25 protein-coding genes are annotated in these 21,586 nt (G+C 69.4%); 12 read left to right on the top strand and 13 right to left on the bottom strand.

The features are described 5' to 3' along the window. The first annotated feature begins 15 nt into the window (after positions 1–15). Both ASD56_RS16595 and ASD56_RS16590 read left to right on the top strand, forming a co-directional pair. Positions 16–786, top strand: coding sequence for an alanine:cation symporter family protein (locus tag ASD56_RS16595; protein ID WP_327043682.1), 771 nt, complete (start codon positions 16–18; stop codon positions 784–786). Beyond that, positions 680–1,519, top strand: coding sequence for an alanine:cation symporter family protein (locus tag ASD56_RS16590; RefSeq protein ID WP_327043700.1), 840 nt, complete (start codon positions 680–682; stop codon positions 1,517–1,519). Before ASD56_RS16595 ends, ASD56_RS16590 begins: the two co-directional genes overlap by 107 nt. Before the next feature lie 149 nt (positions 1,520–1,668). Here ASD56_RS16590 and ASD56_RS12420 read toward each other — a convergent pair whose 3' ends face one another. Genes ASD56_RS12420 through ASD56_RS12405 form a run of 4 tightly spaced genes read right to left on the bottom strand, consistent with a single transcriptional unit; the run spans position 1,669 to position 5,030 of the window. Continuing rightward, positions 1,669–2,313, bottom strand: a complete 645-nt coding sequence (locus tag ASD56_RS12420) for an arsenate reductase ArsC (RefSeq protein WP_055966174.1) — start codon at positions 2,311–2,313, stop codon at positions 1,669–1,671. Further along, positions 2,310–2,726, bottom strand: coding sequence for an arsenate reductase ArsC (locus tag ASD56_RS12415; protein ID WP_055966172.1), 417 nt, complete (start codon positions 2,724–2,726; stop codon positions 2,310–2,312). The genes ASD56_RS12420 and ASD56_RS12415 overlap by 4 nt, the downstream gene beginning before the upstream one ends. Positions 2,727–2,767: 41 nt before the next feature. Next, a complete protein-coding gene (locus ASD56_RS12410; protein WP_082541459.1) occupies positions 2,768–3,676 on the bottom strand; it encodes a metalloregulator ArsR/SmtB family transcription factor in 909 nt (302 codons plus the stop codon). Positions 3,677–3,710: 34 nt separating this feature from the next. Further along, a complete protein-coding gene (locus ASD56_RS12405) occupies positions 3,711–5,030 on the bottom strand; it encodes an NAD(P)-binding domain-containing protein (RefSeq protein WP_055966170.1) in 1,320 nt (439 codons plus the stop codon). 86 nt (positions 5,031–5,116) lie between these two features. On the opposite strand from ASD56_RS12405, the gene ASD56_RS12400 reads away from it, so the two are divergent. Both ASD56_RS12400 and ASD56_RS12395 read left to right on the top strand, forming a co-directional pair. After that, complete coding sequence (locus ASD56_RS12400) at positions 5,117–5,476, top strand: ArsR/SmtB family transcription factor (RefSeq protein WP_055966168.1); 360 nt, start codon at positions 5,117–5,119, stop codon at positions 5,474–5,476. Beyond that, complete coding sequence (locus ASD56_RS12395) at positions 5,473–6,162, top strand: aquaporin (protein ID WP_055966166.1); 690 nt, start codon at positions 5,473–5,475, stop codon at positions 6,160–6,162. The genes ASD56_RS12400 and ASD56_RS12395 overlap by 4 nt, the downstream gene beginning before the upstream one ends. A gap of 22 nt (positions 6,163–6,184) precedes the next feature. Here the strand turns inward: ASD56_RS12395 and ASD56_RS12390 are convergent, their stop codons facing one another. Next, a complete protein-coding gene (locus ASD56_RS12390) occupies positions 6,185–6,769 on the bottom strand; it encodes a DUF4396 domain-containing protein (RefSeq protein ID WP_055966164.1) in 585 nt (194 codons plus the stop codon). A 95-nt stretch (positions 6,770–6,864) separates the two neighbouring features. Then, positions 6,865–7,446, bottom strand: a complete 582-nt coding sequence (locus ASD56_RS12385; RefSeq protein WP_055966162.1) for a DUF305 domain-containing protein — start codon at positions 7,444–7,446, stop codon at positions 6,865–6,867. Between the two features lie 140 nt (positions 7,447–7,586). On the opposite strand from ASD56_RS12385, the gene ASD56_RS12380 reads away from it, so the two are divergent. Then, a complete protein-coding gene (locus ASD56_RS12380; protein ID WP_055967136.1) occupies positions 7,587–8,378 on the top strand; it encodes a DUF1206 domain-containing protein in 792 nt (263 codons plus the stop codon). A 9-nt stretch (positions 8,379–8,387) separates the two neighbouring features. On the opposite strand, the gene ASD56_RS12375 is transcribed toward ASD56_RS12380, so the two are convergent. Both ASD56_RS12375 and ASD56_RS12370 read right to left on the bottom strand, forming a co-directional pair. Beyond that, positions 8,388–8,879, bottom strand: a complete 492-nt coding sequence (locus tag ASD56_RS12375) for a bifunctional nuclease family protein (RefSeq protein ID WP_055966160.1) — start codon at positions 8,877–8,879, stop codon at positions 8,388–8,390. 88 nt (positions 8,880–8,967) lie between these two features. Further along, positions 8,968–9,453, bottom strand: a complete 486-nt coding sequence (locus ASD56_RS12370; RefSeq protein WP_055966158.1) for a GNAT family N-acetyltransferase — start codon at positions 9,451–9,453, stop codon at positions 8,968–8,970. Between the two features lie 88 nt (positions 9,454–9,541). On the opposite strand from ASD56_RS12370, the gene ASD56_RS12365 reads away from it, so the two are divergent. Then, positions 9,542–10,570 carry an LLM class flavin-dependent oxidoreductase gene (locus tag ASD56_RS12365; RefSeq protein WP_055966157.1) on the top strand — a complete coding sequence of 343 codons (1,029 nt, stop codon included), beginning with the start codon at positions 9,542–9,544 and terminating at the stop codon, positions 10,568–10,570. A gap of 12 nt (positions 10,571–10,582) precedes the next feature. Here the strand turns inward: ASD56_RS12365 and ASD56_RS12360 are convergent, their stop codons facing one another. Together ASD56_RS12360 and ASD56_RS12355 are read right to left on the bottom strand one after the other, a co-directional pair. Next, a complete protein-coding gene (locus ASD56_RS12360; protein WP_055966156.1) occupies positions 10,583–11,671 on the bottom strand; it encodes a DNA glycosylase AlkZ-like family protein in 1,089 nt (362 codons plus the stop codon). A 9-nt stretch (positions 11,672–11,680) separates the two neighbouring features. Then, entirely contained in the window at positions 11,681–12,388 is a 708-nt protein-coding gene (locus tag ASD56_RS12355; RefSeq protein ID WP_055966154.1) for an NUDIX hydrolase, read from the bottom strand. A 265-nt stretch (positions 12,389–12,653) separates the two neighbouring features. Here ASD56_RS12355 and ASD56_RS12350 point away from each other — a divergent pair, with 265 nt between their 5' ends. The 3 genes from ASD56_RS12350 to msrA all read left to right on the top strand — a co-directional run bounded on the left by ASD56_RS12350 (position 12,654) and on the right by msrA (position 15,643). Beyond that, a complete protein-coding gene (locus tag ASD56_RS12350; RefSeq protein WP_055966153.1) occupies positions 12,654–13,895 on the top strand; it encodes an FxLYD domain-containing protein in 1,242 nt (413 codons plus the stop codon). A 104-nt stretch (positions 13,896–13,999) separates the two neighbouring features. Further along, positions 14,000–14,962, top strand: a complete 963-nt coding sequence (locus ASD56_RS12345; RefSeq protein WP_055966151.1) for an ADP-ribosylglycohydrolase family protein — start codon at positions 14,000–14,002, stop codon at positions 14,960–14,962. A gap of 126 nt (positions 14,963–15,088) precedes the next feature. Continuing rightward, complete coding sequence (gene msrA / locus ASD56_RS12340) at positions 15,089–15,643, top strand: peptide-methionine (S)-S-oxide reductase MsrA (RefSeq protein ID WP_055966150.1); 555 nt, start codon at positions 15,089–15,091, stop codon at positions 15,641–15,643. Between the two features lie 65 nt (positions 15,644–15,708). Here the strand turns inward: msrA and ASD56_RS16225 are convergent, their stop codons facing one another. Further along, positions 15,709–16,629, bottom strand: a complete 921-nt coding sequence (locus ASD56_RS16225) for a DMT family transporter (RefSeq protein ID WP_055966148.1) — start codon at positions 16,627–16,629, stop codon at positions 15,709–15,711. Between the two features lie 61 nt (positions 16,630–16,690). Here ASD56_RS16225 and ASD56_RS16285 point away from each other — a divergent pair, with 61 nt between their 5' ends. Next, positions 16,691–17,263, top strand: coding sequence for a DUF2510 domain-containing protein (locus ASD56_RS16285; RefSeq protein WP_055966147.1), 573 nt, complete (start codon positions 16,691–16,693; stop codon positions 17,261–17,263). A gap of 6 nt (positions 17,264–17,269) precedes the next feature. Here the strand turns inward: ASD56_RS16285 and ASD56_RS12325 are convergent, their stop codons facing one another. Further along, positions 17,270–18,943 (bottom strand): ABC1 kinase family protein, encoded by a 1,674-nt coding sequence (locus tag ASD56_RS12325; RefSeq protein ID WP_055966145.1) that lies wholly within the window; start codon positions 18,941–18,943, stop codon positions 17,270–17,272. A gap of 52 nt (positions 18,944–18,995) precedes the next feature. Next, the gene (locus ASD56_RS12320) at positions 18,996–19,568 is read right to left on the bottom strand and encodes a PadR family transcriptional regulator (RefSeq protein ID WP_200947521.1); all 573 of its coding nucleotides are present in this window, start codon (positions 19,566–19,568) and stop codon (positions 18,996–18,998) included. Between the two features lie 571 nt (positions 19,569–20,139). Between ASD56_RS12320 and ASD56_RS12315 the strand changes: the two genes are divergently transcribed. Beyond that, the gene (locus tag ASD56_RS12315) at positions 20,140–20,343 is read left to right on the top strand and encodes a cold-shock protein (RefSeq protein WP_055967130.1); all 204 of its coding nucleotides are present in this window, start codon (positions 20,140–20,142) and stop codon (positions 20,341–20,343) included. A gap of 101 nt (positions 20,344–20,444) precedes the next feature. Then, positions 20,445–21,524: a DNA polymerase IV gene (locus tag ASD56_RS12310; protein WP_200947520.1), complete on the top strand. Its 1,080-nt coding sequence runs from the start codon at positions 20,445–20,447 to the stop codon at positions 21,522–21,524. Positions 21,525–21,586 lie beyond the last annotated feature (62 nt).

Here is a 21,586-nt window from a genome sequence, read left to right as displayed (position 1 = left end):
GCCATACTGCCCCACATGGATGCTGTGAACGAGTGGCTGCTGACGTGGGGCGACAATCTCTGGACGTGGCTGGTACTTCCGGTCGTCGTTCTCCTGGGCCTCTATTTCACGATCCGCTCCGGCGTGGTGCAGTTCCGCCTCATCCCGGAGATGTTCCGCACGCTGACCGATAAGACGCCGAGGAACGATGCCGGGGAGCCGCAGTCGGTGTCCGCGTTCCAGGCCTTCACCATCTCCGCCGCTTCACGAGTCGGCGTCGGCAACATCGCCGGGGTCGGCACAGCGATCGCCGTCGGCGGTCCGGGCGCCGTCTTCTGGATGTGGGTCATGGCGTTCATCGGCGGGGCCTCCAGCTTCATCGAGTCCTCGCTCGCGCAGCTGTTCAAGGTTCGTGACAAGGACAGCTTCCGCGGCGGGCCGGCGTATTACATGCAGAGCGGACTCAAGTCGCGCGGGCTCGGCGTGTGGTTCGCGATCATCCTGATCATCTGCTTCCCGTTCGCCTTCAGCTCCCTGCAGGCCAACACCATCTCGGCGACCGTCACCTCGAGCGTCGGCGGCGACATGCCATGGCTCCCCTGGGGCATCGGCGTGGGCATCGCAGCGCTGACGGGCCTCGTCGTATTCGGCGGGGTGCGCCGGATGGATCGCCTCGGTGACGCAGTTCCTGGTGCCGATCATGGCCCTCGCATATCTCCTGCTCGGCCTGATCGTCGTCGCACTCCACGTCGACCGCATCGGCCCCGTCTTCGTGGAGATCTTCACCCAGGCGTTCGGGTTCAATGAGGTGGTCGGCGCGGCACTCGGGTACATCGTGCTCACCGGGGTCAAGCGAGGGATGTTCTCCAACGAGGCCGGCCTCGGATCGGCCCCCAACGCCGGCGCCAGTGCCGCCGTCACCCACCCGGTCAAGCAAGGTCTCGTGCAGACACTCGGGGTCTACTTCGACACGTTCCTCGTCTGCTCGATCACGGCCTTCATCATCCTCGTTTCAGTGCCAGACCTCGCCGGCGCGGAACGCGGGATCGGCCTCACTCAGGACGCGCTCGTGGGGACCCTCGGCGAGTGGTCGAACATCGCCCTCAGCGTCATCATCTTCATGCTGGCGTTCTCCTCCATCCTCGGGAACTACTACTACGGCGAATCAAACATCGAGTTCATCACCACCCGGCCGGCAGTGCTCACCGGCTATCGGATCCTCGTCGTCGTCGCCGTGCTGACCGGATCGGTGGCCGGCGCCGACTTGGTCTGGAACTTCGCCGACGGAGTGATGGGGCTCATGGCCCTCACCAACCTCATCGCCATCGGTCTGCTCTCCGGTATCGCGTTCCGTCTGCTCAAGGACTACACCGCGCAGCGTCGCGCCGGCAGAGACCCGGTCTTCACCCGCGCCCTCCTTCCCGACGTGACCGGCGTGGAGTGCTGGGAGGACGAGCTCACCGTGACCGGACCGATCGATGTCCAGACCCGCAACCGCCAAGCCGAGAAGCACCGCGACCACCTGCACGAGCACGACTGAGCGGGTCGCAAGCTGAGGATCAGAGCAGCTGCGCGAACCCTTCGGCATCGGGCGTCTTGCCTACCACGAGGATGGTGTCGCCAGCCCTCAGCACGGTGGTGTTGTCAGCGTTGTCCCATGCATCCTCGCCGTGTTGGAACGCTCCGCGATCAGCTCGGAGCAAGCTCCGATACGAGCTGCTCGACGCGGATGCGGATGTCGTCTCGGACGCGTCGGACTCCGTCGAGATCCAACTCCGAAGGGTCCTCCAGCTGCCAGTCCAGGTATCGCTTACCGGGGTACAGCGGGCACGCGTCGCCACATCCCATGGTCACCACGGCGTCGGCTGCGCGCACCACATCGTCGGTGAGCGGTTTGGGGAACTCATCCGTGACGTCGAGCCCGATCTCGCTCAGCACGAAAGCCACATCGGGGAGAATCCGCTCTCCCGGCTGCGATCCTGCTGAGCGCACGTGAACACGGTCTCCGGCGAGCTGGCGCGTGAGCGCGGCGGCCATTTGAGACCGTCCGGAGTTCTGGACGCAGACGAACAGAACCTCGGGGACGTTCTTGACGATCAGTCCCCTCGACTGCGCGAGAGCTGTCAGTCGGTCCCTCGCGAACTTCTCCGCCAGGCTCGCCAGGTGGGTATGGACGCTCGCGGTGCGACCGAGGGCCGTGTAGGACTCGAACACCACTCGGTCGACTGTCTCTTCGCTCACCATGCCGATGAACTGATGCGCAAGCCGTTCCGAGGCACGATGAAGTACCGAATCGGGACTGAGGAGCGCCTCTTGACCTCGCCGACTGCTCACGCGACACCACGGGCGGGCAGCAGCTCGGCGAGCAGTGCTTCGATGCGGGACCGGATCTCATCACGGATCGGGCGGACGCTCTCGATGCCCTGACCTGCCGGGTCGTCCAGCTCCCAGTCCTCGTAGCGCTTGCCGGGGAAGATGGGGCACGCGTCGCCGCAGCCCATCGTGATGACGACATCGGATTCACGAACCGCCTCGACCGTGAGCACCTTGGGGGTGTTGTCGCTGATGTCGATGCCCTCCTCAGCCATGGCCTCCACCGCAACCGGGTTGATCGACTCCTTCGGCGCGGACCCCGCTGAGAGCACCTCGACGTCATCGCCGCCCAGAGCACGGAGATAGCCGGCTGCCATCTGGGAGCGGCCCGCGTTGTGGACGCAGACGAACAGGACGGTGGGCTTTTCGGACATCGGGGTCTCGCTCTCTCTTTCGACAAAGCATAGATGAATATCTATTGGTTTTGAGGAACGGATGGTGAACTCTGCGGCACCAGTTCGGCGAGCAGAGCGCGAACCCGAGCATCGATGTCGTCCCGGATCGCGCGCACGTCTGCCAAGGGCCGTCCGACCGGATCCTCGAGGTCCCAGTCCAGATACCGGCGGCCCGGGTAGATCGGGCAGGCGTCGCCGCAGCCCATGGTGACGACCACGTCAGCAGCACGCACAGCCTCGTTGGTGAGCGGCTTGGGGAACTCCCCGCCCAGCGGTACGCCGATCTCGTCGAGCGCCGCGATGACCGTGAGGCGCACGTCATCGGCGGGTGCGGAACCGGCGGTCCGGACGATCACGTCGTCGCCCGCGAGCTGCCGGAGGATCGCCGCGGCCATCTGCGACCTGCCCGCGTTCTGTACGCACACGAACAAGATCGTCGGCTTCGTCGTCGCGCGCCCATGCGCTCTGCTCAACGCATCCAGCCGGGTTGCGGCGAACGCGGCGGTCCGGCTTGCCAGCAGCGGGGACGTGGATCCGCGCGAGAGAAGGCCATAGCTGTCCCGGACGGTGGCCTGCACGGTCTCGGACCCGAAGACTCCGCGGAACCGCACCGCGAGGTCCTCGGTGATCCGCTCCAGGTCGGGCTCGACCACCGGGCGGCGCGAGCCGCCCAGCAGTGCGTCGACGCGGCCGGCGTGTTCCGGAGAGATGGAGTACCAGACACGCCGCCCCTCGCGCTCACGCATGACGACTCCGTCGTCGTGCAGCGCCTTCATGTGATGGCTCACCGTCGGCTGGCGCAGGTCGAGCGCTTCGGCGAGTCCTCCGACGAGAGCGCGTCCGCCGTCCGATTCACGGATCAGTCGCAGAATGCGCGCACGCGTGGGGTCGGCAATGGTGGTGAGACCACCCAGGTCCGACTGAGACATAGATCTGAGTCTATGTGGGCATGCAGCCGGTGAGTCAGGAGCAGCAGCCGCCACCCCCGCCACCGAGATCGGTGGAGCAGACCCCCGTCGCCGGCAGCACCAGCTCGACATTGGCGGCGGACGCGGTGTCGCCCGCCAGCCACGCAGTGACCGAGCGCACCTGCTCGTACCCGGTCGCCAGCAGGAAGGTCGGCGCCCGGCCGTAGGACTTCATGCCGACGATGAAGAATCCCTGCTCGGGATGCGTGAGCTCTCGGAAGCCGTGGGGTTCCACGGTGCCGCAGGAGTGCACATTGGGGTCGATGAGGGGTGCGAGGCGTTTGGGCGCTTCCACGATCTCGTCGAGTTCGAGCCGCATCTCGCGCAGGATCTCGAGGTTCGGCCGGAATCCGGTGGCATTGACCACGACGTCCGTCCGGTGCGCGACGACCTCGCCGCGGCGCTGACCGACCAGTTCCACGCCCTCAGCGGCCCGGCGGCCGCGGATGATCTCGAAGCCGTCCACGACGTCGATCCGACCGTCGGCGACGGCCTGGTCCACCCGGCTGCCCAGTCTCGCGCGGTCGGCGAGCTCGTCGTCTTCGGACGAGGATACGCGGACGGCCTGGGCGTTGCGGATGAGCCACGAGACTGCGGTGCCGGGCTCCTGGCGGGCCAGCTCGGCCAGAGCGAGCAGCGTATTGGCGGCGGAGTGGCCCGCACCGACCACGGTGGTGTGCCGACCGGCGAACTGCGCGCGATCGCGGCCGAGCACGTCGGGCAGTGCCGGCGTGACCGCGTCGGCGATCTCCGACATGCCGAGCAGTTCCAGTCCGCTCGAGGACAGCGGGTTGGGCGAGAGATAGGTGCCCGAGGCGTCGATCACGGCGCGAGCCGGGACGTCCTCGACCACTCCGTCGCGCGTCCGGGTGCGGACTGCGAACGGTGTCGCTGCTCGCGAGCGCGTCCGCGTGCGGTCCATGCCCTCGCGCGAGACCCCCACGACCTCGACACCGAGCCGGATACGCGAGGCGATCGTCTCGACCTCGGCGAGCGGAGCGATGTACCTCTCGACGAGCTCGGCGCCGGTAGGCGCACGCTCGGGCTCGGGCAGCGCCCAGCCGCGCTGCTCGAGAAGGCGGCGCGATGCCGGATCGACCAGGTGCTTCCACGGCGAGAACAGCCGGGTGTGCCCCCACGCCCGCACGCTCGCCGCAACGTCGTCGCCGGCCTCGAAGACGACGAAGTCGATGCGGCGCTCGACGAGATTCGCGGCGGCCGCAAGCCCGATGGGTCCGGCGCCGATGATCGCGACAGGAAGCGTCGACACGCGGTCGGTGTCGACGACGCGAGGGGTGAGGTCGAGCAGGGTCACAGTGTCCTCCAGCAGATATCGATGAACTTCGATTCATGATTCTGCTCGGAGTATCGACGGCTGTCAATATCGACTAGTCTCGATATATGACCACGATGCTCGATGTGACCGACGTCACCGATGTGTCCGCCGGCGCGTGCTGCGCACCGCTCGTGCGTGAGCCGCTGACCGCCGCCGAGGCCGACCAGCTCGCCACCACGATGAAGGCCCTTGCGGACCCGACCCGGTTGCGCCTGCTGTCCATCGTCGCGGCGTCGGAGAACTCCGAGGCCTGCGTGTGCGATCTCATCGAACCGGTCGGCCTCAGTCAGCCGACCGTCTCCCATCACCTCAAGATCCTCACGACCGCTGGGTTCCTCACCCGTACCAAGCGCGGAACCTGGGCCTACTTCGCACTCGTCCCCGGGGCGCTGGACCGGGTCTCGCAGCTCCTCGTCGCCTCGTGACGCACACCGCACGCGCTGCCGTCGGAGAATTCCTCGGGAGCGCAGGACTCGCTGCGGTCGTCGTCGGATCCGGGATAGCGGCACAGAACCTCTCGCCGGACGACGTCGGGCTGCAGCTGTTCGAGAACGCGTTCGCCACCGCTCTCGGGCTCACGGTCCTGATCCTGGTATTCGCCACGGTCTCGGGCGCGCACTTCAACCCGGTGGTCACCGTCGCCGACATCCTGCTGCACCGCCGGAAATGGTCGACCGCGGCGATCTACCTGCCGGTGCAGGTCCTCGGATGCATCGCCGGGGCGATCCTCGCGAACGTGATGTTCACCGCCCCCGCCGTCGCCTGGAGCACGACCGACCGATCGGCATGGCCGCTGCTGCTGTCCGAGGCCGTGGCCACCGCCGGCCTCATCCTGGTGATCTTCGCGCTCGTCCGCACCGGCCGCTCGCACCTGGCCGCCCCGGCCGTCGGGGCCTACATCGGCGCGGCCTACTTCTTCACCTCGTCCACGAGCTTCGCCAATCCCGCGATCACGATCGGGCGCATGTTCACCGACACGTTCGCCGGGATCTCGCCCGCTTCCGCCCTGCCGTTCATCGGCGCCCAGCTCGTCGGCGCGGCGCTCGGACTCGCAGCGGTTCGCCTGCTGTTCCCGGTCGCCGCGCCCGAGCCGGTCGTGGCACCGGGCTGAGCGCATCGGCTGCGGTCCGCTTTCAAGGACTCTGCTCGACGCTGCTGTGCGAGCCGGCTGCGGTTCCTTCGAGCGTGGCTGCCGTCGCGACGAGCAGACCGCCGAGCATGAAGCTGACGATGACGCCGACGAGCAGTCCCGACGAGAGGTTCGGGATGTACCGGCGCGCACCCGTCGGCTCTGCAGTGCCGTGATGGCCGTGGATCAGCGCGTGGCCCTTTCCTCGCTTGAGGAGGGCGCGATTCACGGGGTACGCGGCGAAGAATGCGACCGTCAGCGCGATCATCATCCCGATCCAGAAGACGACGTTGACGAGTCCGGCCTCCATTGCTCCGGGGACCATCGCCATCACGGCGTTGTCGACGATCTCCATGACGGCGATCGACAGGGTGTCCGCCGCCAGAACGACGCTCAGCGCCGCCCCGACGGCAAGCCCGGATCGTAGGAGCGGCAGCGTCGAGAGGGTGTAGCCGAAGACGAAGGCGAGCGTGACCGCGAGCGCGATGGTCCATCCGGTCGAGAGCCCGACGGCCGTCCCGATGATCAGGCCCAGGATCTCGCCGGTCGCGCACCCGGTCAGGCAATGCAGGGTGGCGCTGGCCGCCATCCGATTCAGATTGCCAGGGGATGCCGCGGCCTGGCCGTGTCCGTGAGCATGATGAGCTTCGTGCCCGTGGTGGGAAGCATGTTCGTGTTCCATCGTCATCCCTCCTGCAGCAGCGACCGCATCGCTTCGATCTCGGCGGTCTGTGCCTCGATGATCTCTTCGGCGAGCGCGATGGCGTCGGCATCCCTGCCGTTGTCGACCTCCGTCTGAGCCATATCGACCGCTCCCTCGTGATGCTCGATCATCTGCTCGAGGAAGAGGCGGGAGGCGTCCGTTCCGGATGCCTCCTCCAACGCCTTCATGTCGCCTTCGGTCATCATTCCGTCGCCGTGGCCCATGCCCGCCATGCCGTCGGGCTCGGCATTCCAGTCCTCGAGCCAGCCCTGCAGCAGTTCGATCTCCGGCTGCTGGGCCGCCTTGATCTGCTCGGCGAGTTCGGTCACGCGAGGATCGACGTCCTCCTTCTCGAGGACGAGGTCGGACATCTCCACGGCTTGTGCGTGATGGTCGATCATCATCGCGGCGAACATGACGTCGGCGTCGTTCGCCGTCGCGGACGTGGAACCGTGGTCCATTCCCGACATGTCGCCGGCCGTGTCGGGCGAACCCGCGCAGCTCGTGATTGCGAGGGTGACGGCAAGTCCGAGCGCGACGATCGCCGCGGATCGCATGGTCATGGGATTCTCCTTCGGTCGAGAAAATAATACCCCCCCTGGGTATCAACCGCACCCGAACGGAACTATTCCCGCACTCCGCCGACCGCGGCCGAAAAGTCAAGGGCCGCATGGTCGAGGCATCGCGTGGCTACGCTTCGGGTGTGACCACACCCCGCACCGCCGCCCGAACGGCACAGCGCTCGACCGTCTTCCGCACGCTCGCACGAATCGGCTTCGTCGTGCTCGGGGTGGTGCACGGCGTCATCGGCGCCATCGCCATCTCGATCTCGGGGGGCGCAGCCGGCGACGCCGATCAGGACGCCGCCATGGAGCAGATCCGGCAGACACCGCTCGGCGTGGTGCTGCTCTGGGTCATCGCCGCCGGACTCATCGCGCTGGCGGCCTGGCAGATCGCTGAGGCCATCCTCGAGCAGGATGCCGACGCGAAGCGGAAGTGGGGCTACCGCGTGAAGTATCTCGGCACCGCGCTGGCGTATCTCGCCCTGGCCGGCACCGCGATCGCGACCGTCCTCCGCGCACGCTCCGGCTCCGACTCCACGCTCAGCGCTCAGCTGCTGGCGACGCCCGGCGGAGTCTTCCTCCTCGCAGCGATCGGCGTGATCGTGGCCGCGATCGGGATCGCGTTCATCATCCGGGGTTTCACCAAGGGCTTCGAGAAGCACCTCGACCTCCCCGCCGGCAACGCCGGACGCGGCATCGTCGCCTTCGGAGTCGTCGGCTACGTCGCGAAGGGCATCGCCGTCGCCGTGACGGGCGTCCTCTTCGTGGCCGCCTCGGTGACCCACGACGCCGAGTCCGCCGGCGGACTGGACGACGCCCTGCATGCCCTCGCCGAGCTTCCGTTCGGAACGGTGATCCTCTGGATCGTCGGCGCAGGCCTGATCATCTACGGGCTGTTCTGCCTGGCCAGGGCCCGCTACGCCCGGATGTAGTACGAGCTCTCAGGCTTCGAAGTCCTCGGGTTCCACGTCGTCGAGGAAGCGCTTGAACTCGTCCAGCCGCTCCGCCGCGTCCACCTCGGTGAGCACGTCGGGCACACCCGCCTCGGCGATGACCGCGTCGGCGACCCAGATGCCCGCCCCGACGCGCGAGGCCAGGGCGACGGCATCCGACGGACGCGCATCGACGACTTTGACCCCGGATGCCGTGACCAGCGTGATCTCGGCGTAGAAGGTGCCGTCATCGATGCGGGTGACCTCGACCCTCGTCACCTCGCCCTCGAGCGCACCGAGGAGGGACCGCATGAGGTCGTGCGCGAGCGGGCGGGGAACGGGCGCCCGCTCGATCGCGACCAGGATCGAGGTCGCTTCGAGCTGGCCGATCCAGATCGGCAGGACCTGCCCGTCGCCCGGGATCTCGTCGATGGGCTTGAGCAGGACGACGTGCTGGCCCGACGCGTCGAGCGCCACGCCTGCCACTCGCACCTGGACCATCGCCTCGGCTCCTTCCGGCTCGCCTCTGCCCATCGTAGGCACGACGGGAGGCGACGGGTCAGGCCCTTGTAATCGGACGCCGAGTGGATCAGCCCGCGAGGATCAGTTCGTAGCGCCGGCACGACACCGTGACGGTGCCGCCCTCGACAGGCGCCTGGTAGTCGAGGTGACCGGCATCCCGCCAGCCCTCCCTCTCGTAGAAGTGCCTCGCCCGCGCGTTGCCGGTGACGACTGCGAGCCAGGGCTGCTCGTGCCCGGCCGCGAGAAGGCGACGCGCCCCGTCGCTCAGCAGCGCGGGAGCCACGCCGGTGCCGCGCGCCGCGGCATCCACCATCAGCTGCTCGATCTCGTCGACCTTGAGCGTGACGAAGCCTACGATCGTGCCGGCGACCACGGCCACCCGGGTGCGGTCGATCATCGCGGCGCTGCGCGAGATGAACGACTCGGACCGCCGATGGACCAGCAGTTCGTCGGGAATGTGCCCGACATGGCCGTCGCGCCACGCTCCCTCCCACACCTCGGCGATGCGCGCGGTGTCCGCGGGCGTCGCCGGCCTGATGTCGATCGCGGTCATGCAGCGAGTGTGGCATGCAGGACGGACACGGCGGACGAATCCATCTATTCACCGGAATGGATGCCGCGGGCGTACCGTTGCAGTCGACATGCAGCGCTTCGGAACCCTCTCCTTCGGACACTACGGCCCCCTCGGCGGCGGTCGGCAGCTCACCGCGGGCGACTCGATGCTGCAGGCGATCGACCTCGCCCAGGGTATGGACGACCTCGGCGTCGACGGCGCGTACTTCCGGGTGCACCACTTCGCCCGCCAGCAGTCCTCTCCGATGCCCCTCCTGGCCGCGATCGCCGCGAAGACCGAGCGCATCGAGGTGGGCACCGGCGTCATCGACATGCGCTACGAGAACCCGCTGTATCTCGCGGAGGAAGCGGCATCCGTCGATCTCATCTCCGGCGGGCGGCTTGCACTCGGGGTGAGCCGCGGTTCACCCGAGACCGTCGTCCGCGGCTACGAGGCCTTCGGCTACACCGGATCGGCCGATCCACGCGGAGCGGACCTCGCCCGCGAGCACTTCGACCTGTTCCTCCGGGCCGTCGAGGGTGAGGGCCTGGCGGAGAGGGATGCCGCGTCCCCGTTCGGCGGCGGCACCGGGATGCAACGGATCGAGCCGCACTCCCCCGGGCTGCGCTCGCGGATCTGGTGGGGTGCAGGCAACCGCGATTCGGCCGAGTGGGCGGGCACGATCGGCGTGAACCTGATGTCGTCGACCCTGTTGACCTCGGCAGACGGTCGCCCGTTCGACATCCTGCAGGCGGAGCAGATCGACGCGTTCCGCGCCGCGTGGCGAGCGGCCGGGCATGCGGGCGAGCCGCGCGTCTCGGTGAGCCGCTCGATCTTCCCCCTCATGACCGCCGAGGATCACATGTACTTCGGTGGACGGCAGGACGGCGATCAGATCGGGATCATCGACGGCATGCGCTCGACCTTCGGCAAGACCTACGCGGCCGAGCCGGACGAACTCATCGAGCAGCTGAAGGACGATGCGGCGATCGCCTCCGCCGACACGCTGATGCTCACGATCCCCAGCCAGCTCGGCGTGGAGTTCAATCTGCGCGTCATCGAGGCGTTCGCGACGCACGTCGCGCCCGCGCTCGGCTGGACCGGCACGCGCGCCTGACGCCGTTCCGGTTCACGGGAGGCCGGTCACCGGCATCCCGAGCCATTCGCCGAGGTCGGTGATCTCGGCGCGCACCATGTCGGTCTCCTCGGGCTCGAACGGCAGGAACTCGTGGAGCGCGTTGACGCGCAGCACCTCGTTCTTCTTGTCGACCTCGGCATCGAGCATCCCGATGAAGCGGTCGCCCAGCAGGATCGGGTGCGCGAAGTATCCGTAGACCCGCTGCGCGGCGGGCTTGAACTGCTCGAGCACGTACTCGAACTCGAACACCTCGGCCAGACGCGGACGGTCGAACAGGACGCTGTCGTACGGGTTGAGGAGCGCGACACGACCACCGTCGTCCTCGTCGAGCGCCGCCAGCGCGGCCGGATCGACGCGGAACGTCCACTTGCTGCATTCGACGGTCGCGGGCTCGCCCGCCGTGCCGTTCCCGGTCCACGGCGACTTCTGCTTCGCGATGCCGGCGGCCTGGAGTCGCCGATCTTCGAGCAGACCGCGGGCCTCTGCCTCGTCGTACTCCGGCAGATCCGCCGGGTAGACGCGCTCGGCGAGATCCCAGCGACGGTGGCGGCCCTCGCGGCCCACGATGGCGACCTCGCCGCGTCTGGCGAGGAAGTCGAGCATGTGCGGCACCTGGTTCTTGCCGGACCAGCCGTCGGGAGCACGGTCGACCTGAGCGGTGTCGGGGATCTCGCTGGCCAGAAGAGGCCCCTCGGCTCGGAGCCGGGCGAGCACATCGACCCGGAACCGATCGTTCGCCTCGAGCCACTGCCGGCTGCTCTCGCGGCGCGGCCACGAGCGCATCGCGGGGAGCATGAGCGGCAGCAGGCTCATCGGCCGGAAGGCGCCGTCGAACTCGAACAGCAGCCGGTCCATCTCGACGGCCTTGCGCAGCTGACCGGCCTCGTATGACCACCCGATCCGAGACCACAGCACCGTCTGCTCGCACGGCGCGATCGTCGCCGTCGGATCGATCTTGATGTAGCCGAGCTGCTCGGCCACCTCCACCACATCGCCCGGGCGCTCCGCGTCGAGCAGCTGCGCGCGCACGATGATGCGCCGAGCCTGGTCGAGGGTGAGCCGGTGCGGGGTCGGAGTCACGGGACGAGGCTACGGCTCGAAGGGCAGCTCGCGCCTCTCATCCCACGGCTCCGTCCAGCCGAGCCGGTCGAAGAGGCCGTCGAGCAGCATCCCGGTGAACCCCCAGACGATGTGCTCGCCCCCCGCGTGCGGCACCACGAACCCGGGCCCGCGCCACTCCCTGCTCCCCCGGCGGATGACCGTCACCCCGCGGTTCGCAGGGTCGAGCAGGTCGGCCACCGGCGCCCGGAACACATCGGCGGACTCGGCCACGTCGACCACACGGACGGGAGACGGATGCCGCCACCAGGCGAGCACCGGAGTCACGAGGTGCAGCGAACCCGAGAGCGGGATCTCCTCGAGCGTTCCGAGGACCTCGACGCCGGACGGGTCGAGGCCGGTCTCCTCCTCGGCCTCGCGAAGCGCAGCGGCGACGGGACCCTCGTCGTCGGGATCGACCCGCCCGCCGGGAAATGCGACCTGCCCGGGATGCGACCGCAGCGTCGCCGCACGGGCAAGAAGCAGCACGTCGAGATCCCGCGAGACCGCGGTACCGGCGTCGTGCGCGCTCGGCAGCGAGTCGAGCACGCCGAAGAGGATCAGCACGGCCGCGGCGCGCGAGTCGGCGGGGGCGGAGAGACCGGCGAACGCCGCGAAGTCCTCGGGAGCGGATGCCGCGGCCTCGGCCACCGCGGCGAGCTGGGCCCGGGCGCTCATCGTGGTCGGATCGGCGGCCATCGGTTCAGAATAGGCCGCCCCTGCGACGTCGCGGCTCGCAACAGAGCGCGCGATGTCGATCGGTTCTCATAAACTTCTCATTGCCGGCATGACGCCGGCTCGGGGGACGCGTCGACACGGCGCCCGCAGTCCGGTCGGCTCACACCGATCGAGGCGGGGTGCTGGTGCACGCGAACAGTTCGCCGACCTGGGCCCGCCCGGCGCACCGCTCGAGAGATCTCGCGCGGCAGATCGGCGCTCGCACGCACGACGACAGAGGAGATCCATGTCCACTCCCCCTCCCCCCGGCACCCCCGAAGATTCGCCCGTCGATCCCCAGGTGCCGCCGGCTCCCCAGGCGCCCGAAGGCGCCGAGCCCGCCTACCCCGCTGCACCGGCACCGGAGGCCGCGTACCCGGCCGCGGGCGCGACCTACCCCGCCGCCCCTGTCCCCGACGCAACGTACCCGCCGGCCACGCCGTACGGCGCCCCGGCCGAGGCTGCGTACCCCGGTGCGCCGACGGCGTACGGCGCTCCCGCCTACGGTGCCCCGGCCTATGGTGCTCCCGCCTACGGCGCGGCGCCGACCATGGCGCCGCCTGCGGACGGCCGCGCCAAGACCCTCGCGATCATCGCGCTGGTCCTCGCCGGCGTCGGCGCGATCCTCGCGTTCATCCCGTTCGTGACGTGGTTCTCCGGCCTGCTCCTCCTCGCCGGCTTCATCGTCGGCCTCATCGCGCTCATCAGCAAGAAGCACGGCGGCAAGGGCTTCAGCATCGCGGCCGTGATCGTCTCGGTCGTCGGCTGGATCGTCTCGCTCGTCATGACGTTCGTCTCGATCGGCCTGATGGGCCAGGCCGCCTGGGACCAGGCCACGGTCGACGAGATCGGCGGCACCGGCGGGAGCAGCGACTCCGCGCCGGCTGACAACGCCGACGACGAGCCCGCAGGCGCTCGCGAGGACCTCGAGGTCGTCGAGGCCTCGTTCGGCCGTTCGGAGGCCGGCGGCGACACGTGGTGGTACGTCATCATCCTCGACAACCCCAACGCCGACTACATCTTCGATTTCGCCGAGATCAGCGTCGAGGCGCTCGATGCCGAGGGCACCATCCTCGACACGTCGAGCACGTACCGCACCCTCCTGTCGGGTGCCACCGCCGTCACGGGTTCGTTCCTTGACGTCGGCGCCGGTGAGATCTCCGAGCTCTCGGTCCTGCTCCCCGAGGCGATCGACGCCACGTCGTCGCCGGCATCCGAGACCGGAACGTTCACGGTCGAGGGCATCACCCCGACGACGGACGAGTACTACACCACCGTCCGCGGCACCGTGAGCGGAACGTTCGACACCGATCAGGAGTACGTCGAGGTCGTCGTCGTGGCGCGCAACGGCGCAGGCGCCATCATCGGCGCCCAGTCGGGGTACGTCGACCGCCTGCCCGCCGACGGCTCGAAGGTGCAGTTCGAGGTCATGTTCTGGGAGCCGCTTCCGGCGGACACGACCTACGAGGCCTTCCCCGGCCTGATGTAGTCGCTTCTCCGATGCGCCGCGCGCGAGTCCTCAGGGCTCGGGCGCGGCGCATCGCCGTCTCTCGGGCGAACCGCGAGACTCGGAACCCCGGTCGAAGGAGCCGTATGACCCTCACTGCCGTCCAGCTGGATCGCGCCGTCGGCGCTGTCGTGGCGTCGGCCGCCGGCGACGCGCTCGGCTCGCAGTACGAGTTCGGGCCGTCGCTCAGCGACGACACGGAGGTGAAGTTCGGGCGGGGGCACTTCGGGCACGCCGTCGGCGAGTGGACCGACGACACGAGCATGGCGGTGCCGATCCTGCAGGCCCTCAGCCGCGGCGACTCCTTCGAGGACCCCGCAGTTCTCGCGCGGATCGTCGCGGAGTGGCGGGAGTGGGCGCGCGACGCCCTGGACGTCGGCAGCCAGACGCGCGCCGTGCTCGGGATGCTCGACGCCGACGCCTCCGAGGAAGCCGCGGTCGCGGCATCCCGTGCGGTGCACGACCGCAGCGGACGCAGCGGCGGAAACGGCTCGCTCATGCGCACCGGACCGCTCGCGCTCGGCTACCTGACGCGCGACGCGGCCGACCTCGCCGCAGCGGCCGGCCGCGTGGCTCGCCTCACCCACTGGGAGCAGGACAACGCCGACGCCTGCGCCCTGTGGTGCCTCGCGATCCGTCACGCGATCCTCACCGGTGCGGTCGATGTCCGCGCCCAGCTGCCCTGGCTCCCGGTCGAGCGCCGCGAACGCTGGGCGGATCTGATCGACGAAGCGCTCGAACCGGGCGCGCACCCGCGGGACTTCGCGAAGGACAACGGCTGGATCGTCCGGGCGTTCCAGGGCGCGCTCGCCGCGACGATCGGCGCGGTCTCGCTCGCCGTCGCCCTCGAGCGGGCGGTCCGCGGCGGCAACGACACCGATACCGTGGCCGCGATCGCCGGGTCGCTCGCGGGCGCGAGCTGGGGCGCATCGGCGCTGCCGGCCGAATGGATGCCGCGGCTGCACGGGTGGCCGGGACTGCGCGCCGACGACCTCTCCGCGCTCGCACGCCTCGCCGTCGCGAACGCGCCCGATTCCGCTCACGCCTGAGGGCCGAAACTCACACCGCGCTTCCAGGTTCCCGGGACCAATCCGGGACGGATCGGCGTTGACCCTCAAGACGGCGTCACCGCCGCCTGAGATACTGCACCGAACGAACTTCACGAGGAGATCCCCATGACCAGTGGACCCACCGACACCGGCGCGATCACGCAGACCCCCGGCACCGAGACCGCCGTCCTCGCGGGCGGCTGCTTCTGGGGTATGGAAGACCTCATCCGCCGCCAGCCCGGCGTGGTCGACACCCGCGTGGGCTACACGGGCGGCGACAACGACCACGCGACGTACCGCAACCACCCCGGCCACGCCGAGGCGGTCGAGATCGTCTTCGACCCGGCCGAGACGACGTACCGCGACATCCTGGCGTTCTTCTTCCAGATCCACGACCCGTCGACCCTCGACCGGCAGGGCAACGACATCGGCTCGAGCTACCGGTCGGCCATCTTCCCGCTCTCGCCCGAGCAGGAGCGCGTTGCCCGGGACACCATCGCCGACGTCGACGCCTCCGGCCTCTGGCCCGGCAAGGCCGTGACCACGATCGAGCCGGCGGCGCCCTTCTGGGAGGCAGAGCCCGAGCACCAGGACTACCTGATCGTGTACCCGAACGGCTACACGTGCCACTTCCCGCGCGCGGGCTGGGTGCTCCCCAAGCGCGCCGACGCCACCGCGTAAGACGCGAAGAGCGGATGCCGCGGCCACCGGGTCGCGGCATCCGTCGTCTGCCGCCCGGGATCGGGCTACGAGATCGCGCCCTCGCCGGCCGGGACATCGGCGGTCTGCCGCGCCAGCGACCAGACGCCCCACATCGCCGCGGCGCCGAAGACCGCGAAAGCGACGAAGCTCCACGGCGGGGCGGAGGCGGCCTCGTTCAGCACGGTGATACCGAGGATGACGGCGACGAACGGGTCGACGACCGTGAGCCCCGCGACGACGACCTGCGGACTGGCGACCGTGTGCGCCGTCTGCACGAAGTAGATCGACAGCGCACCCGCGACCGCGATGCCGACTGCGCACGCGATCGTGAGGAGGTTGCGGTCGTCGAGGGTGTAGTCATCGATGAGGATCGCGGACTGGACGCGCAGGATGACGGTCTTGCCGAGCGTCGCGACGAATCCCGCGAACAGACCGCCGAGCACCACGAACATCACGGGCGGCACGCGACGCTTCCGCAGCGCGACGAGCGCGGCGAAGGTGAGCGCGAGCACGACCAGCAGCACGATGAGCACGGCGATCAGCTGTGCGTCGGTGATCGTCGTCTGGTCGCTGACGGATGCCGCGACCGCCACGAACGCGGTGAGCGCCACGACGCAGACAGCGATCGAGGTGACTTCTCGCGTGCTCGGCTTCGTCCTGGTCACGACCGCCGTGAGCAGTGAGGCGAAGACCAGCGCGATCACGCCGACCGGCTGGACGACGATCAGCGGAGCGAACGCGAGCGCCCCCAGCTGCACCAGGATGGCGAGGCCGAACAGCGCCGAGCCCGCCAGCCATTGCGCCTCGCGGAAGAGCCCGAGCCCCTGGGAGACGCCGATCGCCCCCGAGCCGGCATCCGTGCGGGCAGCGACGCCTCGGGACTGCAGGAAGTTGCCGACGGTCAGCAGCGCCGCGGAGAGCACGGCGAGGACGATCCCCAGGATCGGGAAGGAGTCGATGGACACCTGCCGCTCCCCTCGATCGCCGGACCTCCACGCTAGCGCCGGCCGGGGCTACCCTCGAGCCATGGCGGCGGAACCAGGCTGGTACGACGACGGCACCGGCAAGCAGCGGTGGTGGGACGGCGCGCGCTGGACTGCGCACTACATCGACCTGCGCGAGCCCGACGTCGAGCTCCATGTCGATGCCCCGGCCGCGGGCCCGCCCGCCGCGGCGGGCTGGTACGACGACGGCCGCGGCCGCCAGCGGTGGTGGGACGGCTCTCGGTGGACGGATGCGGCCCGGTTCAGCGGCGAGGAGCAGGCCTTCGCAGGGATCGTCGTCGACGGCCGGTGGATCCACTTCGGTGCGTCCAGCCACCCCGTCGCCGGCGCAGCGGCATCCCACGCCGCCGGTGCGGAGCTGCTGAAACGCGGTCGGCTCGCTGCTCCCGCGACGGCGCGGGTCCTCCACGGCACGGCAGGTCCGATCACGCCGCGGCTGCTGAAGAGGGCCGTCGACCCGAACACGGCCTACCTCGTCGTCGAGGTCGCGGGCGAAGTGTGGCTGGCGACGGTGCCTCAGGGGCAGGATGCCGCGGCCCGCCAGTTCGTCACATGGATCAACACCGTGTCGGAGCACTACCGCTATCGCCCCTGATCGCCGCTAGCGCCGGCCGACCCCCGCGAACACCGCATGCAGCAGGGGCACCGCCGACGCCGCGATGAGCACCGTGCCGAACACCGGCTCCTCCGGTCGCAGCACCACGCCTGCGACGAGCAGCCCGGCAAAGATGATCGCCGACACGATCCGGCGTGCGACCCGCTCCAGGCGCCGGATCCGCTGATCCAGCCGCGGGGTGTCCACCGCCAGCTGACCGTTCTCCAGCCGGGTCGCGAGATCGTCGAACCGGCGCGGCAGCCGGGCTGCGATGACGGCGACCGATGCCGCCTCGGCGAGCGCCGCCTGCACGACGTTGCCTCGTTCGCCCCGCACGAGCTGACCCGCGTAGGGCTCCACGGCGTCCCAGATGTTGAACTCCGGGTCCAGCGAGCTGCACATGCCCGACGTGAGGGACACGGCGCGCACGATGAGCAGGAAGTTCTCGGGCAGCTGGAAGGGCAGCGAGCGCACCACGTCGCCGAACTCGGTCGCGAAGTCCTGGAACTCGCGCGGATCCACCCGCTGCAGTTCGGCGAACCCCATCCCGCCGAACCGCGCGAACAGCGCCGTCATCGCCCGTTCGAGCTCGGCGGTGTCGGCCGAGGGAAGCAGCACGCCGACGTCGCGGATGCTGTCGACGAGCTGGCGGCCGTTGCGCGAGGCGACCGCGATCACGACCTGCTGCAGGTCGCGGCGGAGCCGGTCGGGAACCTCGCCCATCATGCCGAAGTCGATGAACGTGAACTTCCAGGCCCGCGGGCCGCCGGGCGTCGGGGTGACGAAGATGTTGCCGGGGTGCGGATCGGCGTGGAAGAACCCGTGCTGGAAGAGCTGGTCGAACATCACCGTCGCGAACTGCGCGGCGACCTCCGCGGGATCGATCCCGGCGGCTCGCAGCCCTTCGACGTCGTTGATCTTGATCGCCGTGACGTCGGCCAGGGTCAGCACACGGCGGGTCGTGCGCTCCCAGACGATCTCGGGCACGCTCACGCGCGGATCGCCCGCGAACCCCTCGGCGAAGCGCTCCGCGTTCGCCGCCTCGTGCAGGTAGTCGATCTCCTCGCGGCTCGTCTGCGCGAACTCCTCGATGAGCGCCGGCAGGTCGACGTGATCCGAGACGATGCGAACGCGGCTGAGCCACCCCGCGACCTTGCGAAGGGCCGCAAGGTCCACGGCCACGATCTCGTCGATGCCGGGCCGCTGCACCTTGACGACGACGTCGGTGAATCCGGCCTGCGCCGCGTCGTCGGCCGAGAGCCGTGCGCGATGAGCCTGCCCGAGGGATGCCGCGGCCACGGGCACCTCGTCGACGAACGAGTACGCCCGGCTCAGCGCGACGCCGAGCTCGGCCTCCGCCAGCGCGCTGATGGCGGCGAAGCGAACGGGCGGCACCTCGTCCTGGAGGCCCTCGAGCTCCTTGGTGATCTCGGGCGGGAGCACGTCCAGTCGCGACGACATGAACTGGCCGACCTTGATCATCAGGCCGCCCAGCGACACCGCCAGGGTGTGGAACCGGCGGGCGATGTTCTGCAGCCGTGCCGCCCGGCCGCGCGCAGCGAGGCGGCTCAGTCCGATCCGGGGCAGGAAGAGCTCATACCACCACGCCTGTGCGATGTATCGTGCGGCGAAGCGCAGGATGCGGCGGTAACGGGCGCGGGAAGCCCCGGCGTCTGGCATCGAATCCCCCCTGATCCGACGCGCAGGGCGCCGAGGTGCCTGCGGCATCCGGTCAGCCCTGGGCGAGGATCGAGTAGATCTTACGCCGGGCCTCTTCCAGCACGTCGACCGCCTGCTTCACCTGTTCCGGCGATCCGGACCGGCCTACCTGCGCGACCGCCTGAGCGAGGTCCACGCCCGCCTTCGGGAGTGCCGTGCGGGCGCTCTCCTTCGGCGCCTGCGATTCCCAGGGCGCGGACTTCTCCGCTCCCTCGGCCGCCTGGCGCCCCTCGGCGGTGAGCGAATAGGTCTTGCGCCCGTTGGACTCCTCGGCGATGACCAGTCCCTCGTCGGTCAGCAGCTGCAGCGTGGGATACACCGAGCCGGGGCTGGGCTTCCACGAGCCGCCGCTGCGCTCGTCGATTTCCTGGATGATCTGGTAGCCGTGCATCGGCCGCTCAGCCAGCAGCGCGAGCACCGCGGCGCGGACGTCGCCTCGGCCCATCCGGGTCGCGCCGCCGACCTTCTGCTCGAACATCGTGCGCAGCTGGTCCATCGCATCCCAGAGCCCGCCGGCGGGGCCGCCCTGGCCCGCGCCGCCGCGACCGCCCGTGCCGAACCAGTCCCCCATGTTCGATCCGCTCATGATGACCTCCTCAGTGATCTTCCGATACTCGAACGATACTCAGCGATATATCGCTCGGCAAGAGGGTGGCGCCCGTTTCTCGCTTCCGTGCTAGGGTTGTCATCGCCCACTCGGGTCTATGCGTCGAAGCCCACTGCCTCACTGTGGAGAAGCAGAAGCCCGACGTCCGGAACGTCGTCTGAGACGTCCGTCACCCTTCGATTTCCGCGCACGAGCGTCACCGCCGCGCATCTCCCTGAAAGCCCTCTTGACCTTCAACACCTGCATCACCGCTTCATCTCGACCGTCGCTCGACTGGCGTCAGGCCGACGACGACGTTTTCGTGGCGACCGCGGCCGGCGAGTACGCCGGGTTCGTCGCCATCACCCCGCACGGATTCGCGGCCTTCGGGGCTCGCGGAGAGAACCTCGGCCACCACGAGACGCGCATCGTCGCGCATCACGCCGTCGAGGCATCCGTCCTCCAGACTCACATTCCCACGGGCTCGTCCCGTCCCATCCGTCCGCTCCGCACACAGCGGCGCGGCACCCCGGCCGCTTCTCGCGGCCCGAAAAGTAGAAGGAAAGACACGATGGCCACTGGCACCGTGAAATGGTTCAACTCCGAAAAGGGCTTCGGCTTCATCGCTCCCGATGACGGCGGCGCCGACCTGTTCGCGCACTTCAGCGCGATCACCGGCGAGGGCTACAAGGAGCTCCGCGAAGACCAGAAGGTCGAGTTCGAGGCGGAGCGCGGCCCCAAGGGCATGCAGGCCGCCAACATCCGGCCGCTCTGATTCTGATGCCGGCCGGGGAGGTCTGATCCACCCCGGCCGGCACCCTTTTCTCCCGGCGGCGTCCGGTCGACGAGATCGACCGTTCCCGCCAGACTGAACCCATGACCGAGTCCGCTCAGTCCTGGGTGCTGCACGTCGATCTCGACCAGTTCATCGCTGCCGTCGAGGTGCTTCGTCGGCCCGAGCTCGCCGGAAAGCCGGTTATCGTCGGCGGACGAGGCGACCCGACCGAGCGAGCAGTCGTCTCGACCGCCTCCTACGAGGCGCGCGCGTTCGGAGTGGGTTCGGGGATGCCTCTGCGCATCGCCGCCCGCAAAGCGCCGGAAGCGATCATCCTGCCCGTCGATGCGCCCGCGTACACCGCCGCCTCCGACGAGGTCATGGCGACGCTGCGCTCACAGCCCGGCGCGACCGTGCAGGTGCTCGGCTGGGACGAGGCTTTCGTCGGCGTCGTCACCGACGATCCCGAGGCCTACGCCCGCGCCATCCAGGCGTCCGTCCTCGCCCGCACCGCGCTGCACTGCAGCGTCGGCATCGGCGACACGCTCGTGCGCGCCAAGAACGCCACCGACTTCGGCAAGCCGCAGGGCACGTTCCGCCTCACCGCCGAGAACTGGCTCGAGGTCATGGGCGACCGGCCCACCGCCGCGCTCTGGGGTGTCGGCTCCAAGATCTCGCGCAGGCTCGCCGGCCACGGCATCCTGACCGTCGAACAGCTGGCACGCGCCGACGAAAGCGTCCTCGCCGCCGAGTTCGGTCCCAAGATGGGCCCGTGGTACCGCCAGCTCGGGCGCGGCGACGGCTCGTCCGTCGTCGACGACACTCCGTGGGTGGCACGCGGACATGGTCGCGAGACCACGTTCCAGCAGGACATCGTGGACCGCGGCGAGATCGAGCAGGCAGCCCGCGACCTCGCCGCGCAGGTGCTGGCCGACGTCGTCGCCGAGGGCCGGCCCGTCGTCGGGGTGGGACTGAAGGTGCGCTACGCGCCGTTCCTCACCAAGACGTTCGTCCACAAGATCCCGTCGACCTTCGACCGCGACACCGTCGTCTCCGAGATCCTCCGGCTCGTGCAGCGGATCGAGCCCGATCGGCCGCTGCGCCTCCTCGGCGTGCGCGCCGAGATGGCGATGCCCGACGAAGCCCGTCAAGGACACACGCCGACGCGTTCCGGCTGGTGACCGCACGGGCGGGCCACTAGACCGCGGTCCGCCCGATCCGCTAGGTTTCTCTCATCGCGGAT

Origin of the sequence: Microbacterium sp. Root166 (genome assembly GCF_001427145.1) — a bacterium.
Lineage (GTDB): Bacteria > Actinomycetota > Actinomycetes > Actinomycetales > Microbacteriaceae > Microbacterium.
This window is presented reverse-complemented; position numbering and strand designations above follow the sequence as displayed.

Excerpts from the sequence above, each read along its gene's own strand:
- ASD56_RS12355 (WP_055966154.1), bottom strand. The coding sequence starts at position 12,388 with ATGGCCGCCGATCCGACCACGATGAGCGCCCGGGCCCAGCTCGCCGCG.
- ASD56_RS12365 (WP_055966157.1), top strand. The coding sequence starts at position 9,542 with ATGCAGCGCTTCGGAACCCTCTCCTTCGGACACTACGGCCCCCTCGGC.
- ASD56_RS12390 (WP_055966164.1), bottom strand. The coding sequence starts at position 6,769 with ATGGCGGCCAGCGCCACCCTGCATTGCCTGACCGGGTGCGCGACCGGC.
- ASD56_RS12310 (WP_200947520.1), top strand. The coding sequence starts at position 20,445 with ATGACCGAGTCCGCTCAGTCCTGGGTGCTGCACGTCGATCTCGACCAG.
- ASD56_RS16595 (WP_327043682.1), top strand. The coding sequence starts at position 16 with ATGGATGCTGTGAACGAGTGGCTGCTGACGTGGGGCGACAATCTCTGG.
- ASD56_RS12320 (WP_200947521.1), bottom strand. The coding sequence starts at position 19,568 with ATGAGCGGATCGAACATGGGGGACTGGTTCGGCACGGGCGGTCGCGGC.
- ASD56_RS12385 (WP_055966162.1), bottom strand. The coding sequence starts at position 7,446 with ATGACCATGCGATCCGCGGCGATCGTCGCGCTCGGACTTGCCGTCACC.
- msrA (WP_055966150.1), top strand. The coding sequence starts at position 15,089 with ATGACCAGTGGACCCACCGACACCGGCGCGATCACGCAGACCCCCGGC.
- ASD56_RS12400 (WP_055966168.1), top strand. The coding sequence starts at position 5,117 with ATGACCACGATGCTCGATGTGACCGACGTCACCGATGTGTCCGCCGGC.
- ASD56_RS12410 (WP_082541459.1), bottom strand. The coding sequence starts at position 3,676 with ATGTCTCAGTCGGACCTGGGTGGTCTCACCACCATTGCCGACCCCACG.
- ASD56_RS12375 (WP_055966160.1), bottom strand. The coding sequence starts at position 8,879 with ATGGTCCAGGTGCGAGTGGCAGGCGTGGCGCTCGACGCGTCGGGCCAG.
- ASD56_RS12325 (WP_055966145.1), bottom strand. The coding sequence starts at position 18,943 with ATGCCAGACGCCGGGGCTTCCCGCGCCCGTTACCGCCGCATCCTGCGC.
- ASD56_RS12370 (WP_055966158.1), bottom strand. The coding sequence starts at position 9,453 with ATGACCGCGATCGACATCAGGCCGGCGACGCCCGCGGACACCGCGCGC.
- ASD56_RS12350 (WP_055966153.1), top strand. The coding sequence starts at position 12,654 with ATGTCCACTCCCCCTCCCCCCGGCACCCCCGAAGATTCGCCCGTCGAT.
- ASD56_RS12415 (WP_055966172.1), bottom strand. The coding sequence starts at position 2,726 with ATGTCCGAAAAGCCCACCGTCCTGTTCGTCTGCGTCCACAACGCGGGC.
- ASD56_RS16285 (WP_055966147.1), top strand. The coding sequence starts at position 16,691 with ATGGCGGCGGAACCAGGCTGGTACGACGACGGCACCGGCAAGCAGCGG.
- ASD56_RS12345 (WP_055966151.1), top strand. The coding sequence starts at position 14,000 with ATGACCCTCACTGCCGTCCAGCTGGATCGCGCCGTCGGCGCTGTCGTG.
- ASD56_RS12315 (WP_055967130.1), top strand. The coding sequence starts at position 20,140 with ATGGCCACTGGCACCGTGAAATGGTTCAACTCCGAAAAGGGCTTCGGC.
- ASD56_RS16590 (WP_327043700.1), top strand. The coding sequence starts at position 680 with ATGGCCCTCGCATATCTCCTGCTCGGCCTGATCGTCGTCGCACTCCAC.